The organism is Actinoplanes missouriensis 431, from assembly GCF_000284295.1.
GTDB lineage: Bacteria > Actinomycetota > Actinomycetes > Mycobacteriales > Micromonosporaceae > Actinoplanes > Actinoplanes missouriensis.
Window position 1 is genome coordinate 4,923,827 of the sequence record NC_017093.1, and the last position, 15,305, is coordinate 4,939,131.

The 15,305-nt window shown below is 72.0% G+C and carries 17 protein-coding genes and 1 riboswitch; of the genes, 3 read left to right on the top strand and 14 right to left on the bottom strand.

Annotation, left to right across the window (positions count from 1 at the left end; all coding sequences use genetic code 11):
- Window positions 1–42: 42 nt before the first annotated feature.
- From AMIS_RS23080 to AMIS_RS23090, 3 genes are all read right to left on the bottom strand, one after another.
- Entirely contained in the window at window positions 43–852 is an 810-nt protein-coding gene (locus AMIS_RS23080) for a sulfite exporter TauE/SafE family protein (protein ID WP_014444804.1), read from the bottom strand.
- A gap of 75 nt (window positions 853–927) precedes the next feature.
- Window positions 928–1,446: a LysM peptidoglycan-binding domain-containing protein gene (locus AMIS_RS23085; RefSeq protein ID WP_014444805.1), complete on the bottom strand. Its 519-nt coding sequence runs from the start codon at window positions 1,444–1,446 to the stop codon at window positions 928–930.
- Between the two features lie 40 nt (window positions 1,447–1,486).
- Window positions 1,487–1,662: riboswitch (cyclic di-AMP (ydaO/yuaA leader) on the bottom strand.
- A gap of 222 nt (window positions 1,663–1,884) precedes the next feature.
- Entirely contained in the window at window positions 1,885–2,247 is a 363-nt protein-coding gene (locus AMIS_RS23090; RefSeq protein ID WP_014444806.1) for a DUF1304 domain-containing protein, read from the bottom strand.
- Between the two features lie 43 nt (window positions 2,248–2,290).
- Between AMIS_RS23090 and AMIS_RS23095 the strand changes: the two genes are divergently transcribed.
- A complete protein-coding gene (locus tag AMIS_RS23095; RefSeq protein ID WP_014444807.1) occupies window positions 2,291–2,509 on the top strand; it encodes a hypothetical protein in 219 nt (72 codons plus the stop codon).
- Between the two features lie 16 nt (window positions 2,510–2,525).
- Here AMIS_RS23095 and AMIS_RS23100 read toward each other — a convergent pair whose 3' ends face one another.
- Complete coding sequence (locus tag AMIS_RS23100; protein ID WP_014444808.1) at window positions 2,526–3,179, bottom strand: alpha/beta fold hydrolase; 654 nt, start codon at window positions 3,177–3,179, stop codon at window positions 2,526–2,528.
- Between the two features lie 56 nt (window positions 3,180–3,235).
- Here AMIS_RS23100 and AMIS_RS23105 point away from each other — a divergent pair, with 56 nt between their 5' ends.
- Both AMIS_RS23105 and AMIS_RS42900 read left to right on the top strand, forming a co-directional pair.
- Complete coding sequence (locus AMIS_RS23105; RefSeq protein ID WP_014444809.1) at window positions 3,236–4,360, top strand: helix-turn-helix transcriptional regulator; 1,125 nt, start codon at window positions 3,236–3,238, stop codon at window positions 4,358–4,360.
- 10 nt (window positions 4,361–4,370) lie between these two features.
- Window positions 4,371–4,520, top strand: coding sequence for a hypothetical protein (locus tag AMIS_RS42900; RefSeq protein WP_014444810.1), 150 nt, complete (start codon window positions 4,371–4,373; stop codon window positions 4,518–4,520).
- A 15-nt stretch (window positions 4,521–4,535) separates the two neighbouring features.
- On the opposite strand, the gene pdhA is transcribed toward AMIS_RS42900, so the two are convergent.
- The 10 genes from pdhA to AMIS_RS23155 form a co-directional block, all read right to left on the bottom strand.
- Window positions 4,536–5,639 (bottom strand): pyruvate dehydrogenase (acetyl-transferring) E1 component subunit alpha, encoded by a 1,104-nt coding sequence (gene pdhA, locus AMIS_RS23110; RefSeq protein ID WP_041830000.1) that lies wholly within the window; start codon window positions 5,637–5,639, stop codon window positions 4,536–4,538.
- Window positions 5,640–5,719: 80 nt separating this feature from the next.
- Complete coding sequence (locus AMIS_RS23115) at window positions 5,720–6,721, bottom strand: adenosine deaminase family protein (RefSeq protein WP_014444812.1); 1,002 nt, start codon at window positions 6,719–6,721, stop codon at window positions 5,720–5,722.
- Window positions 6,722–7,298: 577 nt separating this feature from the next.
- On the bottom strand, window positions 7,299–8,153 hold the full coding sequence (locus AMIS_RS23120; RefSeq protein WP_231859063.1) for a DUF1295 domain-containing protein: 855 nt from the start codon (window positions 8,151–8,153) through the stop codon (window positions 7,299–7,301).
- 37 nt (window positions 8,154–8,190) lie between these two features.
- Window positions 8,191–8,577, bottom strand: coding sequence for a TipAS antibiotic-recognition domain-containing protein (locus tag AMIS_RS23125; RefSeq protein WP_041830001.1), 387 nt, complete (start codon window positions 8,575–8,577; stop codon window positions 8,191–8,193).
- A gap of 82 nt (window positions 8,578–8,659) precedes the next feature.
- Window positions 8,660–9,529: an alpha/beta fold hydrolase gene (locus tag AMIS_RS23130; protein ID WP_014444815.1), complete on the bottom strand. Its 870-nt coding sequence runs from the start codon at window positions 9,527–9,529 to the stop codon at window positions 8,660–8,662.
- 126 nt (window positions 9,530–9,655) lie between these two features.
- Window positions 9,656–10,261, bottom strand: coding sequence for a response regulator transcription factor (locus AMIS_RS23135; protein ID WP_014444816.1), 606 nt, complete (start codon window positions 10,259–10,261; stop codon window positions 9,656–9,658).
- Window positions 10,258–11,394 (bottom strand): sensor histidine kinase, encoded by a 1,137-nt coding sequence (locus tag AMIS_RS40755; protein ID WP_014444817.1) that lies wholly within the window; start codon window positions 11,392–11,394, stop codon window positions 10,258–10,260. The genes AMIS_RS23135 and AMIS_RS40755 overlap by 4 nt, the downstream gene beginning before the upstream one ends.
- A gap of 20 nt (window positions 11,395–11,414) precedes the next feature.
- A complete protein-coding gene (locus AMIS_RS23145) occupies window positions 11,415–12,143 on the bottom strand; it encodes an ABC transporter permease (protein ID WP_014444818.1) in 729 nt (242 codons plus the stop codon).
- 1 nt (window position 12,144) lies between these two features.
- Window positions 12,145–12,849, bottom strand: a complete 705-nt coding sequence (locus AMIS_RS23150) for an ABC transporter ATP-binding protein (protein ID WP_014444819.1) — start codon at window positions 12,847–12,849, stop codon at window positions 12,145–12,147.
- A 242-nt stretch (window positions 12,850–13,091) separates the two neighbouring features.
- Window positions 13,092–15,305 carry an alpha-L-rhamnosidase gene (locus tag AMIS_RS23155; protein ID WP_014444820.1) on the bottom strand — a complete coding sequence of 738 codons (2,214 nt, stop codon included), beginning with the start codon at window positions 15,303–15,305 and terminating at the stop codon, window positions 13,092–13,094.

The window sequence follows — 15,305 nt, forward strand, 5'->3', positions numbered from 1 at the left end:
GTTACCGCAGGCGTTCAACACCGGGACGCCGACCCGGACGGTTCACGGCGTCAGGCTCGCCCTCGGGATCATCACGGGCGGTTCCGCGGAGCCGCGCGGCGGGTCGGGCGTGCCGGCGTCGTGCCAGAGGGCCGCGGCCAGGACCAGGGCGGCCACGCCGATCACCACGCGCAGCGGGCGCTCCGGGGTGCGCCGCACCAGCGCCGGCCCGATCCAGCTGCCGATCAGGCAGCCTGCGGCCAGCACCCCGGCCGCCGTCCAGTGGACCGGCGCGAGCAGCGTGTAGAGGATCGCGGCGGCGACGGTGGAGAAGCCGAGCACCACGGTCTTCACCGCGTTCGTGACGGCGAGCGGCTCGACTGCCGCCACCGAGAGCGCGGCCAGCATCATCACGCCGGCGCCCGCGCCGAAGTAGCCGCCGTAGACCGCGATCAGAAACACCGCGAGACCCAGGGGCGGCCGTACGCCGGGACGGACGTACCAGGCGCGCAGCGGCTCCCGGAACAGCAGCATCAGCCCGCCGGCCGCGATCAGGCCGGGCACCACCCGTTCGAACGCGGACGACGGCGTCCCCATCAGCAGCAGCGCGCCCGCGGTGCCGCCGGTCACCCCGGCCACGCCGTGCCGGGCGATCCGGCGCCCCTGCCCGTGCAGCTCCACACGGGAACCGGCGGCCGCGCCGAACGCGGTGGAGAGCAGCGCGACGGTGTTGGTGACGTTCGCGGCCACCGGCGGGATGCCTGCCGACAGCAGGGCCGGGTAGGTGACCACGGACGCCAGCCCGCCCATCGACCCGGTGAGACCGCCGCCGATGCCGCCGAGGAAGAGCAGGACGGCATGGGTGAGGGTCACAGAGCCTGAGCGTAAGGGACCGCCGCGATCGTGACGAGTCGGCGCTGACCCGCCACGACCGCGGCGGCCGCTCGGTCAGCGCAGGCGGAGCCGCTGACCCGGGAAGATCCGGCTCGGGCTGTCGAGCCGGTCCTTGTTGAGCTTGAAGAGGGTGCGCCAGCCGCCCTTGACCTTGTGCTTCTTCGCGATCGAGGCGAGCGTGTCGCCGGAACGCACCACGTAGGTGCCCTTCTTCGAGACGGTCGCCTTCTTCGACGCCGGCGACTTCCCGGACGACGCCTTTTTGTAGACGCCCGCCTTCTTGCCGCACACCGGCCAAGGCTTCAGGCCGCGCTTCTTGTGGAGCTTCGTCGCGACCTTGATCTGCTCGGCCTTCGTGGCCCGGTCCGCGGTCGGGGCGTACTTGCCGCCCCCGTTCGCCCTCCACGTGCTGCGGCTGAACTGCAAGCCACCGTAGTACCCGTTCCCGGTGTTGATGTGCCACCGGCCACCGGACTCGCATCGCGCGAGGACGTCCCAGTTGACCTGCCGGGCCGCTGACGCGGGGCTCGCCGGGGCGAGAAGCACACCGGCTCCGGTGATGCCCGCGGTCACCAGACCGAGGGCAAGGCGCGTTCGTCTACCGATCCGAGACATGGATGATCCTCCACGCCTGCGAGGTGAGCTGTCGGGTTCGGACAGAGGTGCCCGGCCGTCGTCATGCGGCTTCACCCCAAGGCGCGGTCATGCGGCGCCGGAAATCGTGGGTCCCCCGCTCCTGCCTCTCCCATCGAGTCCCCGGACGGCGGCAGGATTCGGCGGACCGCCCGTGGTGCCCGCATCGCGGGACGGCCCGACGGTAACCACGCCACCGGGGCGGAGACCAAGCTCGAACCGTCCAATAGTGACGTTCTTCACGCTATTTGCCCGATTTGATCTTGTCGCTGCCCCGGAATGGCGGGCATTCCCGATTTCCGAGGTCCGTCGCATTCGGCAGAGACGAAAAATGCCCGGCCGGGCAATACCGGACCGGGCGAAAAGGGGAATTTCGGATCAGTTCGCGAGCAGGACGGCGGCGATCGCGAGGACCGCCGGAACGGTCTGCACGAACAGGATCCGGCGGCTCGCCGTGGCCGCGCCGAAGACACCGGCGACGGCCACGCACCCGAGGAAGAACAGCTTCGCGGCGAACCCGGTGTCCCCGCCCGCGATCAGCCCCCAGACCAGCCCAGCGGCGAGGAAGCCGTTGTAGAGACCCTGGTTGGCGCCGAGCACCTTGGTCTCCCGCGCGAACTCCTCGGTCAGCCCGAACGCCGCGCGCCCCCGCGGCCGCGTCCACAGGAACATCTCCAGGACCAGGATGTACACGTGGATCAGCGCGACCAGCGCCACCAGCAGGTTCGCCAAGATCATCATGGCGACACCCTAACCTGAGACGGAGCTGCGTATTCTGTCCGCCATGAGCATCGACGAGAAACCGGGCGAATCGGCGCGTACCTTCGGAGCAATCGCGATCGTCATCGGTCTCTTGATCGGCGCATTCGGCTTCCTCACCGACGGGGTGCCCCCGCGCGGCTATTATTTCGCGGGCCTGCTCGTGCTGGTCGGCAGCGCGGTGCGGATCGAGGCGGCCCTCAAACACCGCACCGATCCGGTACGGGCGGAGCACCAGCCCTGATCGACCGGTTCCCCGGTCAGTTCCCGGCCAGCAGGGACGCCAGGTCTTCCGGCCGCGAGAACATCGGCCAGTGGCCGGTCGGAAGCTCGCGGACCGTCCAGCTCTCGCCGCTCATCAGCGCGAACGCCGGAACCGTGGCGGCCAGCCCGCGTAACTGAGCAGCGGAGAACGAGCACAGGATCGCGGTCCGCGCCAGGCCACGCCACGCCTCGCCGTGCCGCACCGGTTCGGTGGCCGTGCCGACCGGCTGCGCCCGCCCGCGTTCCCGCACGATCGCCCAGTCGAAACCCTGCGCCGGCGCGGGCGCCTCGGCCGGGATCGGGATCATGCCATCCGGGGCGTCCGGCGCCGAACCGTCGAACTCGGCCTGGGACATGCCGTCCGGCAGCGGCCCGGTGTCCACGTAGACGAGGCGGGCCACCCGGTCCGGCAGCCGGTCCGCCGCCGCCGTGATCACCGCTCCGGCGTAGCTGTGGCCGACCAGGACCACGTCGCGCAGCCCATCCAGCAGTTCGGCGACCTGCTCGACGTGATCGGACGCCGTGATGCCCGGGTCCAGCGTGAGCGAGACCTGATGCACGTCGTGTCCCGCGGCGCGCAGCGGCGCCGCCACCGCGTCCCACGCCCAGCCGCCCAGCCAGAATCCCGGTACCAGCAGATATGTCGTCATGCGGAGAACACTAGGAGCAATACCGGGCAACTTCGGCCCGGTATACAGTATGGCGCATGCCACAGTCACTCGGTCGCGTTCTCGGCCTGCTCGAACTGCTGCAGGCCCACCCAGCGGGGCAGACCGTCGGGCAGCTCGCCGAGCGGCTCGGCGTCGACGAGCGGACCGTCCGGCGCTACGCGCTGCACCTCGCCGAGCTGGGCATCCCGGTCCAGGGACGCCGCGGGCGGTACGGCGGATACCACCTCGCCCCCGGGTACCGGCTGCCGCCGCTGATGCTCACCGACGACGAGGCCGTCGCCGTGCTGCTCGGCCTGGTCGCGGGCCGCCGGATCGGGCTGTCCACCGCGGCGGCGGCCGGGGAGACCGCGCTCGCGAAGATCCGGCGGGTGCTGCCGGCGGCGCTCCGGGCCCGCACCGACGCGGTGCTCGGCACCCTCGACTTCGCCGCCGGCCGTCCCGCGCCCGCCCCGGCGACCGCCACCGCCACGCTGCTCGCGCTGGCCGGGGCCGCCCACGACCGGCGGCCGGTCACCTTCGGCTACACCAAGCCGAGCCGCGAAACGCAATCCGCCGGCCGAACCCCATCGGCCGGCGAAACTCAACCGGCCGGCGAAACTCAACCGGGCGGTGGAACTCAACCGGCCGGCGGAACAACATCGGCCGGCGGAACCCGACCGGCCGGCGGGACCACACCCCGCGGCGAGCCGGAGCGGCGGCGGCTGGATCCCTACGGGCTGGTCTTCCACGGCGGCAGGTGGTTCGTCACCGGGCACGATCACGACCGGGGCGAGGTGCGGACGTTCCGGCTCGACCGGATCACGGCGGTCGAGGCCCTCGAGGGAAGCTTCGAGGTGCCGGCCGGGTTCGACCCCGCCGCCCGGGTCGCCGCCGGGCTGGCCACCGGCGCGTGGCGGCACGAGGTGTCGGTGCTGCTGGACACCACGGTGGAGCAGGCGCGGCGACGGGTCCCGCCGACGGTGGCGACGCTCACCCGTACCCCGGAAGGGGTTCGTCTCTCCGCCCGGGTGGAACGGCTCGACGGCATGGCACGGATGCTGGCCGGCCTGGGCTTCGACTTCACCGTCGAGGCGCCCGCCGAGCTGCGGGACGAGCTGGCCGCCCTCGCCGGCCGGTTGCGGGCGGCGGCCGGACGCATCGACGGGGGCGAAACGGGGTAAGGGAGGCCGCATGAATGACGTGGCTCAGGTCAACACCACCCAGCCGGCTGACTGGGCGCCCAGCGCCGAGCAGACGCAGCGGGCCGAGCTCAACCGGCCGTACCCTCCGCATGGGCGCACCGCGCCGCGCCCGGCACCGGTGGCGATGAGCCGGGACTAGAGCCTGACCGAGGAGCTAGGGCTCCGGGTGGAAGGACGCCTGATAGGCGAGGAACTCGTCGCGCTGGGCGTCCAGCTGGGGTGAGCCGGTCGGATAGACGTGGCCGAACATCTCCACCGGCTGCGGGTCCGGCATCGCCAGGACACGTTCGCGCAGGTCCAGAGCGATCTTGCGGACGTCCTCCTCGACCTGACCGAAGAAGTCCTCACCGGCGATCCGCTGCTTGAGCAGGAACGCCCTCATCCGGCTGATCGGATCCTTCGCCTTCCAGGACTCCACCTCGCCGGACGCCCGGTACCGGGTCGGATCGTCCGAGCTGGTGTGCGCCCCCATCCGGTACGTGTACGCCTCGATCATGGTCGGGCCGTGCCCCTGCCGGGCCTCGTCGAGCGCGTGCCGGGTGACGGCATAGCTGGCCAGCACGTCGTTGCCGTCGACCCGCACACCGGGAAAGCCGTAGCCACCGGCCCGGTGGTAGAGCGGCGCCCGGCTCTGCCGTTCCAGGGGCTGGGAGATCGCCCACTGGTTGTTCTGGCAGAAGAACACGATCGGCGCGTTGAAGACACCGGACCAGACGAACGACTCGTTGACCTCGCCCTGGCTCGTCGCACCGTCCCCGAAGTACGCGATCACGGCCTCACCGTCGGGGCTTCCGGTCTTGCCGTCCATGGTGACGCCCATCGCGTACCCGGTGGCGTGCAGCGTCTGCGAGCCGATCACCAGGGTGTACAGGTTGAACTTGTGGGCGTTCGAATCCCAGCCACCCTGGTCGACGCCGCGGAACAGGCCGAACGGCATGATCGGGTCGATGCCGCGGCAGTAGAGCACGCCGTGCTCGCGGTAGGTCGGGAACGCCATGTCCTGCGGGCGCAGCGCCCGGCCCGACCCGACCTGCGCCGCCTCCTGCCCGAGCAGGCTGGCCCAGAGGCCGAGCTCGCCCTGCCGCTGCAGGGCGAGCCCCTCCGCGTCAAGCCGGCGGACCGTGACCAGGTCGCGATAGAGCTCCCGGTACTCCTCATCGGTGAAGTTCACCGTGTACGTCACACCGTCCTCGGTGGTCACGCTCTCCACACGGTCACCGTCGGGGGTCAGGAGTTGCACGCCGCTCTGTTGATCCACAACTTGACGCTAGACCCTCGGGCGGACGGGAGGTCAAGCCGTATGGCCCTGTCCGCATCAGTGTCGGCGCCGTCCGCGGCTCAGTCCCAGGCAAACGCCGCGCTGCGTGCGTCGTCCCGGATCCGGTCCAGGTCCGCGGGGGTGAGCCCGGCCTGCGGCGCGGCCTGAGTGTATTCACCGGAAAGGGTGATCGCCGAGGTCCGCGGATCGTCGGTCGACAGCGCCACCGGGACGCCCGCGCCGACCAGCCGCCGCACCGGATGTTCGGCGTAGCTCGGCGCGGTGCTGGTGTGCAGATTGCTGGTGAGGCTCACCTCGAGGGTGATCCGGTTCGCGGCCAGGTGCTCCAGCAGCGCCGGGTCCTCGACCGCCCGGACGCCGTGACCGATCCGTTCCGCCCCCAGGTGACGGACCGCCTCCCAGACACTGGCCGGACCGGCCGCCTCGCCGGCGTGCGCGGTGATCCGCAGCCCGGCGTCACGCGCCTGCCGGAACGGGCCGGCGAACTCGGCCGCCGGCACACCCGCCTCGTTGCCGGCGATGTCGACACCGCAGAGCACGTCGCGCCGGGAAAGCAGTGTGCTCATCTGCTCGTACCCTCGCAGAGGTCCGAGATCGCGCAGAAGGATGCCGATCAGACCGACCCGCAGTGGGCTTTCCCGCAGTGGGCTTTCCTGCAGTGGGCTTTCCCGAAGCTGGCTATCCCGCAGTGGGCTCTGCCGCGCCGGGCTCTGGCGCACTCCGTCGGCGACCGCGTCGATGATCGCTTCGGGCGCGAGGCCGGTTTCCTGATGGATGAACCAGGGACTGAACCGGATCTCCAGGTAGTCGAGTCCGTCCGCGGCGGCGTCCGCCACGCACTCGCGGGTGGCGCGCACCCAGTCGTCGAGGCGGGTGAAGGCCGAGGGGGCGGCGTCGACCTTGGCGAGGTACGGGAGCAGGCCGCCGAGCGCGCCCCGCGCGACGAGCAGCTCCTCGGGGTCGGCGGCGGAGGCGAGCGGGTGGCCGTCGCGGCGGGCGAGCTCCAGCGTGGTGTCCACCCGGAGGGCACCCTCAAGGTGGCGGTGCAGATCGATGAGCATAGTTATTCTTCCAGTGGTTTCCGGTGGTCGGCGTCGAACGGGCGGCCGGCCGGATTACTGGTAGAAGTCCTTGCGATAGGAGTGATCCCCGAACACCGCGGAGCCGCGCAGCGGCCGCCAGCAGCAGGTCATGATCACTTGCCGACCCTACCAAGGTTTCCCCTTCCTCTCGGGTCGGGCACGATGCCGCGCGGTTGAGCGATCGCGCATGTCGGCGACGCCCCTTCGCGTGATCCATGTCGGGACGCCCGTTCGCGTGATCAAAGCCGCCGGCCCGACACTGTGAGCCAGCTGGTCCGGCTGGTCCGGCTGGTGCTCAGTGCTGTCCGAGCGTGCCTGGGCAGCACTGAGCACCAGCTCATCCCGCCCGGCTGGTTAACAGTGCTGCTGGCCGCCCGTTTTGTCCGCACTGAGCGCCAGCCGGCATCCGCGTTTCCAAGATCTGCGAGCCTGAGGACCCGCGACGCCCCCGGGACCGCGCGGCGCGACCCTCGGCGTGGGCCTTCATCCCTGCCCCAGCACGAATGAGCCACCACGCTGACGTTGCGTGCGACCTCGCCCGCCCCGCGCCGGACGCCTATCGCCGGATCGGGCGGAGCGGGAGCAACGCCGGAACCCGCCGCATGTGTTCCGCATAGGCCGGCCGCCGCTCCAGCGACCGCTGGTCCATCATCGGGATGCTGACGACCGTGAAGAGCAGCACCATCCCGACCGCCCCGACGACCGTCCACCACCACCCCGGGGCCGCCGCCAGCCCGAACAGCCACATCCCCCACCAGAACAGGATCTCGCCGAGATAGTTCGGGTGCCGGGAGTACCGCCACAGCCCGCTCGCCATGATCTGCCCGCGATGCGCGGGATCGGCGGCGAACCGGTGCAGCTGCCGGTCCGCGGTCGCCTCGATCGCCACGGCGGTGACCGTCACCGCGACGGCGACCACGTCCAGCACGCCGAATCCGCGGCCCGGCACGGCGACCGCCGGCCAGACGGCGAGCAGCCCGGCGAAGACCACGACGGTCGGCATCAGCTGGATCCCGACCAGGTTGACCAGCCAGAACGGCACCCGTTGCCCGCGCAGCCGGACATATCGCCAGTCCTCGTGGTCCAGGCCGCGCCACGACGACGCCCAGTTCCAGGTCAGACGGACGGACCAGATCAACACCAGCGCCAGTACGGCCGACTGCCGCACCACCTCACCGGACTCCCCCAGCACCCAGGCCAGGACGATCACCGCCGGCGCGACGCTCCAGTACGGGTCGTACATGCTGGCGTTGCGGATCAGCGTGCTCGCCGCGAAGACGACCAGGGTGGCGGCCACGTCCGCGGCGAACGTCACGAGCAGCGGGTGCAGCCCGGGCAGCAGCAGCGCGGCGACGGCCCAGGCGGCCAGCCCCGCCACCAGGTAGGTGAGCGCGACGACGGCGTACCTCATGGGCATCGATGTTAATGGATGAGGTGCCCGAGAAGCGTCAGAGCGCGCTCCCGGCGTACCGCAGCATGGCCGCGCCGAGGAACTCCACCATCCGCGGGTGGTAGGAGTTGTGCCAGGTGCGCATGCCGTCGTCCTCGGCGTAGAGCAGAGCCATGCCGATGTAGGCGACCCGGCTCGGCGCGTAGAACCGGCTGGCGATGGCGTAGTGCCGGCCGACCAGCTCCTGCACCGCGGCGTCCTCCGGGGTCGCCCCGGCGGTGATGGCGGCTGCGATCTCGCCGTACAGGTCGTGCCAGTCGCGGTGCACCTGGTCCTTGTCGACGTGCGCCCAGCCGTCGGTCGCGGCGAGGCTGGCGGCCTGCTCCTCGGCGAGCGCCCGGCGGCATCGGTCGGCGTGGTCGAGGTCCATCGTGGAGATGCTCATGTGTGGTGTCATGCCCCGTCGGTCGGCGTATGTGGCAGCGAACCGTCCCACGCGCACGCACCGCCCGCAAACCAATTAATGATCAACTGATCGCGGCGGCCAGCTGCTCCGGATGCGTCATCACCACGTTGTGCCCGCCCGGCATGCCGACCAGCCGGCGTCCGGGCGCGGCGGCCACGATCGCCGCGACCTCGTCCCGCCGGCCCGCGTAGAACCCCTGCTCCGGCAGAATGATCGTCATCGGACAGCGGACCCGCCCGTAGACGTCCACACTTGGGAAGATCACGGCATCCGGCGCCGGAGTGGTCGTCATCATGACCTCCTCGAGGGTTGGCCGGCGCACGAACAGGCCGTCGCCGCCCGGCTCACCGAACGCGCGGGACACGACGGCGCGGACCAGCTCCGGGTCGGCGCCGGCGTTCAGCCAGTCGGTCGGGGTGACGGCCACCTGCTCGCCGATCCAGGTATCCCGCTGCGCGGCGTCGAGCCGAAGGCCGTACCCGAAAGCTTGTCGCAATTGCGCGGCCGTCTGCGGCGCCCGGGTTCCTTCGAGGGTACGGGTGGAAGCCTCCCGATCATCGAGCACCAACCCGTCGACCACGCAGATCCCGGCCGGCTCGACCAAGCCGGCCGCGACGGCGGCGGTGACCGCGTACCCACCGGTGGAATGCCCGACGAGCAGCGGCCGGTCCCAGCCCAGCGCGGTCACCACGGTCCCCAGATCCCGCCAGTACTGCTCCGCGTCCACCGAGTTCGCGGTGCTGTGCCCGTGCCCGCGCAGATCCACCGCGACCACCCGGTGATCGCGCGTGAGCCGCTCCGCGATCGGCGTCCAGGAGGCGGCGTTGTGGCCGGTGCCGTGCACCAGCAGAACGGGCGGTCCGTCCCCGCCGTGATCCAGCGCGGCCAGTGCCTCGCCGCCGGCATCCTCGAAGAAGATCTCCTTGCTCATGGCACCCCCGCCACTCGATCAGCCCAGCCCCATCATCACCCGCCTCCGCGTCCAGCGGGGGGCAGCAGTCCGGTGGAGGAACCTCGGGCGCCTTCCCCACCCGGACGCGAGGTCCCGGGGAGGCGGTCAGATCCAGCCGTTGGCCTGGGCGCTGTGGGCTGCCTCGATGCGGTTGCGGGTTCCGGTCTTGCCGATCGCCGCGGAGAGGTAGTTGCGGACCGTGCTCTCCGACAGGTGCAATCGGGCCGCGATGTCCGCGATCGTGGCGCCGTCCACCGCGGCGGCGAGCACGTGCTGTTCGCGGTCGGTGAGCGGGTTCGGGCCGGTGGACAGCGCGGCCGCGGCGAGGGCCGGGTCGATCACCCGCTCGCCGGCCAGGACGCGGCGGATCGCGGCTGCCAGTTCCTCCACCGGGCCGTCCTTGACCAGGAAACCCGCGGCGCCGGCCTCCATCGCGCGCCGTAGATATCCGGGCCGGCCGAACGTGGTGAGGATCAGTACCCGGCAGCCGGGCAGCTTCTCGCGGAGCACGGCGGCGGCGTCCAGACCGTTGCCGTCGGGCATCTGGATGTCCAGGAGCGCGACGTCGGGGCGTACCCGGAAAGCGGTTTCCAGGGTTTCGGCGACCGTGCCGGCCTGGGCCACCACCTCGATGTCGCTCTCCAGCCCGAGCAGCAGGGCCAGGGCGCCGCGCATCATGCCCTGGTCCTCGGCGAGCAGCAGGCGGATCATGTGGGCGCCACCGAGGACCTGCGGGCGGGGACGCGGGCGATGAGTCGCACGCCGCCGCCGTTCGCCGCGGTGATCTGCAGGGCGCCGCCGACCCGCCCGAGACGTTCGGTGAGCCCTCGCAGCCCGTTGCCCGCAGCCGGCGCGTCGACAGGAGCGCCCACTCCGTCATCAGAAACGGTCAGGATCGCGCCGTCGTCGCCCGCGTCGACGGTGATGTCGCAGCGGGACGCCCGGCTGTGGCGCAGCACGTTGGTCACCGCTTCCCGCAGCACCCATCGGAACGCGTCGTCCACCTCCGCCGCGAGCGGCTGCCCGCTCTGCCGGACCGTCACCGTGACACCGACGTCGGCGAGGATCGTCCGGGCGTTCCGCAGTTCCCGGCTGAACGTGTGCTCCCGGTACCCGGTGACGGCCTCGCGCACCTCGGCGAGCGCGGTCCGGCCGATCCGCTCGATGTCGGCGGCCTCCGCCGCGGCCCGCCCGGGATCCGACGGAACCAGCCGGCGCACCACCTCCGCCTTCACCACGACCAGCGACAACGTGTGCCCGAGCAGGTCGTGCAGGTCCCCGGCGAACCGGAGCCGCTCACGTTCCAGCACGGTCCGTGCCAGCTCCTCCTGGGTGTCGCGCAGTTCGCCGACGAGGCGGGTCACCCGGCTGAACGCCAGCGTCATCGCCCCGGCGAGCAGCGTGATCAGCGCGGTCGGGGTGGTCTCGCCGGCGGGCAGCTGCCGCACGGTCCCGATCACCACGACGGCGGCGGCGCAGCCACCGACCCAGGCGAAGCTCACCCGCGGGCGGCTCAGTCCCAGCGCGCCCGCCGAGCAGACGTACATGAGCAGGATCAACCAACCTTCGGGACCTTTTGCGTACGTGGCCGCGAGTCCCGTTCCCAGCAGGGCGAGCAGGATCAGGCCGCCGTGGTGCGCCGCCGGCGGGACGGGCAGCCCGGCCACCGGCACGGCCACCAGCGCCAGGTAGAGCGCCGCGAAGACGGCGAGCCCGATCGCCGCCGGCACGGCCGGGTCCACCTGCCCGCGGGCGATCGCGGCGGCCGGCGGCAGCAGGAACCACAGCCACAGCGTGTGCGCACCCACCAGGATCACCCCGCGGCGCCGCGGATCAGCGGACATGGTGGACACCGTAGCCGCCGTCAGCGCCGCGCGCCGGAGCGCCGGTAGGCCCGCGCCGCGAGAGCCGCGAAGATCACGGTCCAGGCGGCGAGGACGGCGAGCCCGGCCGGGGTGGGTGGCTGCCCGGCCGCCGACCGCCAGCCGAGTTCGGCGAACCGGTACGTCGGCAGCGCGTGCGCCAGGTGCCGCAGCGCGTCCGGGAAGTAGGTGGCCGGGACCAGCAGCCCACCGAGGACGGACAGCCCGAGGAAGACCAGGAAGTTGACCGACTGGGCGAGCTGCGGGCCGAGGCCGTACCCGATGGCGAGTCCGAGCAGCGCGAACGGGACCGCGCCGGCGCACATCAGCAGCAGCACCGCGATCCACCGCCCGGCGCTCAGGTCGACGTGGTGCTGCAACCACGCGGCGACGCCGACCGCGATCACCGGGGGCACCGCGTTGACCGTACCCAGGAAGGCTTTGACCGCGACCACCCGGCGAGCCGGCAGCGGAGTGACGCGGAGCTGGCGCAGCCAGCCGGCGGCACGCTCCTGGGAGACGGCCGTGCCCACCGTGAGCGCGCCCGCGACGGCGCCGTATCCGGCCAGCGCGACCATGATCGCGATCGGACCGGTGACCCCCTCCAGGCGGTCGCTCGCGCTCCAGCCCGAGAAGATCAGGTACGTGGCGACCGGCCCGATCACCGAGAAGATCAGCACGCGCGGGTCGCGGGCCAGCCGGCGCAGCTCGAAACGCAGGTAGGCGAGCATGTCAGCGCTCCGATCCGGTGAGCGTGCGGAACGCCGCGTCGAGCGATCCGCCACCGATCTCACGGATCTGCTCCGGGGTCGCGTCGGCGACCACCGTGCCCGCCGCGAGCACCACGATCCGGTCGGCGACCGCGTCGGCCTCGTGCAGCTGATGGGTGCTGAACAGGACGGTGTTCCCGTCCTCGGCATACCCCCGGACGCCGTCCCAGAACGCCTGCCGCGCGGTCACGTCCATGGCCGCGGCCGGCTCGTCGAGTACCAGCAGCTCCGGCCCGCCGGCCAGCGCGAACGCGAACCGGGCGCGCTGCGTCTCCCCGCCGGAGAGCCGGTCCACCCGGCGGCCGGCCCGATCGGTGAGCCCGGCCGCCGCGAGGACGTCGACGGCCGGCAGCGGGTGCGGATAGAGCGCCCGGGCCAGCTCCACGACGTCCCGGACCGTGGCGCCCGGCACGAACCCGGAGTCCTGCGGCATCGCGCCGATCAGCCCGGCCCGCACCGCCGCGGACGGCGGCCGGCCGAAAAGGGTCACGCTCCCCCGGTCCGGTTCGAGGAGGCCGAGCAGCAGCGAGAGCGCGGTGGTCTTCCCGGCGCCGTTGGGCCCGAGCAGTGCCACGACGCTGCCCCGCCCAATCGTCAGATCCAGGTCGCCGACGGCGCGGACCGCTCCGAAGTGCCTGGTCACACGGTTGAGTTCTACGACGTTCATGACATCGACGCTAGAAAAGCGCGGGCGGTGGCGGCAGAGACGCCGATACCCGGCCGGCCGGGACAAATGTCCTACGGCAGGTCGCCGCCCGCACCCTGACCGCGTTGACCGGCGGGTGACACCGGGGTGAGGAGAGTGCCCGGGCGGGTTCACCCAAGAATTGTCGGAGTATGCCCGGGCTAGGCCTCTGCCCGCAGTCTACGAGGGCCGCACGACCGGCGGCATCCCGATTTCCCCGGCGCTCACAGCGGCACGTCCGGCTTGCCCTCCAGGGAGAGCACCCCGCTCACCCCGTCCGGCAGCGTCACGTCGACGTCCAGCTCGCCGTCCTCGCGGATCCGCCACGAGACCTCGATCCGCCCGTGCCGGGTCTCCAGCGCGGACCGGCACCAGGTCAGCCCGCCGCCGGGCCGGGGCGCGACGCGGACCCTGGCGTAACCCGGCTCCAGGGGCGCGATCCCGCCGATGGTCCGGTGCATCCAGTCCGCGACCGCGCCGAGGGCGTAGTGGTTGAAACTGGTCATCTCCCCCGGGTTGACCGACCCGTCCGGGAGCATCGAGTCCCATCGCTCCCAGATGGTGGTCGCGCCCATCGTCACCGGGTAGAGCCAGGACGGGCACTCGCGCTCCAGGAGCAGGCGGTACGCGGCGTCGAGGTGCCCGGTCACGGTCAGCGCCTCGGTGATGTAGGGCGTTCCCGCGAACCCGGTCGACACCCGGTACCCGCTGTCCGCGACCAGGTCGGCGAGCCGCCGCCCGGCCGCCTGCGGGTCGTCGAGCAGACCGAAGACGATCGCCAGCGTGTAGACCGTGGCGCAGTCCGACCGGACGGTCCCGGCGGCGTCCACGTACTGCTCGTTGAAGGCCTCGCGGACCTGCCGCGCGAGGTCGCCGAACTCGGCCGCGTCATCGTCGTGCCCGAGCAGCGCCGCCGTCTCGGCGACCAGGGTCAGCGAGCGGTAGTAGGCGGCGGTGGCGACCACGCCGGGGTCCGCCTTCGCCTTCGCCGGGGCGTCGGCCGGCGCGTCCGGGTCGAGCCAGTCACCGAACTGGAACGAGGAGTCCCACACCCCGGCCGGTGACAGCAGCGTGCGCACCCGGCGGACGTGCGCGGTCATCGACGGGTACTGCGTGCGCAGGATCGCGAGGTCGCCGTAGGCCTGCCACAGCGCCCACGGCACCCAGACGGCCGCGTCGGACCAGAACGCAGTGCTGTCCGGGTCCGGGAACTCCGGCGGGTGCGGCTGGTATTTCAGGACGTCCGGGATGACGAACGGCACCAGCCCGTCGGCGGCCCGCTGTTCCGCCGCGAGGTCGGCGAGCCAGTCACCGAGGAATCCCCCGACGTCGAAGAGATAGGCGGCTGACGATGCGAATACCGCGATGTCGCCGGTCCAGCCGAGCCGTTCGTTGCGTTGCGGGCAGTCGGTGGGCAGGTCGAGGAAATTGCCCTTCGTGCTCCAGACGACGTTGCGGTGCAGTTGGTTGAGGAGCTCGTCGGAACACGCGAACTCGCCGGTGCGGCGCAATGCCGAGTGCACCACCACGGCCTCCACGTCCATCGCCGCGCCGGCCGGCCAGCCGGTGATCTCCGCGTACCGGAAGCCGTGGAACGTCATCGTCGGCTCGAAGAAGTCCTCGTCGCCACTGAGGACGAACCGGTCGGTGGCCTGCGCGTCGCGCAGCGGCCGCACGCCGAGCTCGCCGTTCTCCAGCACCTCGGCGTGCCGCACCCGGATCTCGGTCCCGGCCGGGCCGCGCACCGTGAACCGCAGCCAGCCCACCAGGTTCTGGCCGAAATCGATCAAAGTCCGCCCGGCCGGCGACGTCCAGACCCGCTGCGGCGGCAGGACCTCCTGCCGGGTCACCACCCCACCGATGTACGGGGTGAGCCGGCTGGCGTCGAAGTCCAGCGCCCGCACCGGCAGGAACCACTCCGGCTCGCCCCCGGCCGTGTGCCACTTCGCGGAACGCCGCCGCGCGTCGATCGTCTGCCCGTTGTACAGGTCGTCGGCGAGCACGTCGGAGTTGCCGGCCGTCCACGTCTCGTCGGTGACCACGACCTGCCGGTGGCCGTCCGCGAAGACGATCTCCAGTTCGGCGATGACGCCGAGCCGGTCGCCGTAGAACGCGCGCCCGCCCATGAAACCGAGCCGCCCCCGGTGCCAGCCGTTGCCGACCAGCACGGTGAGCACGCAGTCCGGGCCGCTGATCAGCGCGGTGACGTCGTGGCTGAGGTAGCGCAGCCGGTGCTCGTAGGAGGTCCAGCCCGGGCTGAGCACGTCGTCGCCGACCGGCGTGCCGTTGATCCGCGCCTCGTGGACACCGAGGCTGCTGATCCGGAGGGTGGCCGCGGCGACGTCGCCGTGCCCCGGGTCCGGGCTGATCTCGGTGCGGAACAGCGGCGCGCTGCCCAGTTCGACCGCCGGGCTGATCATGTGTGCGTTGTGGAGCAT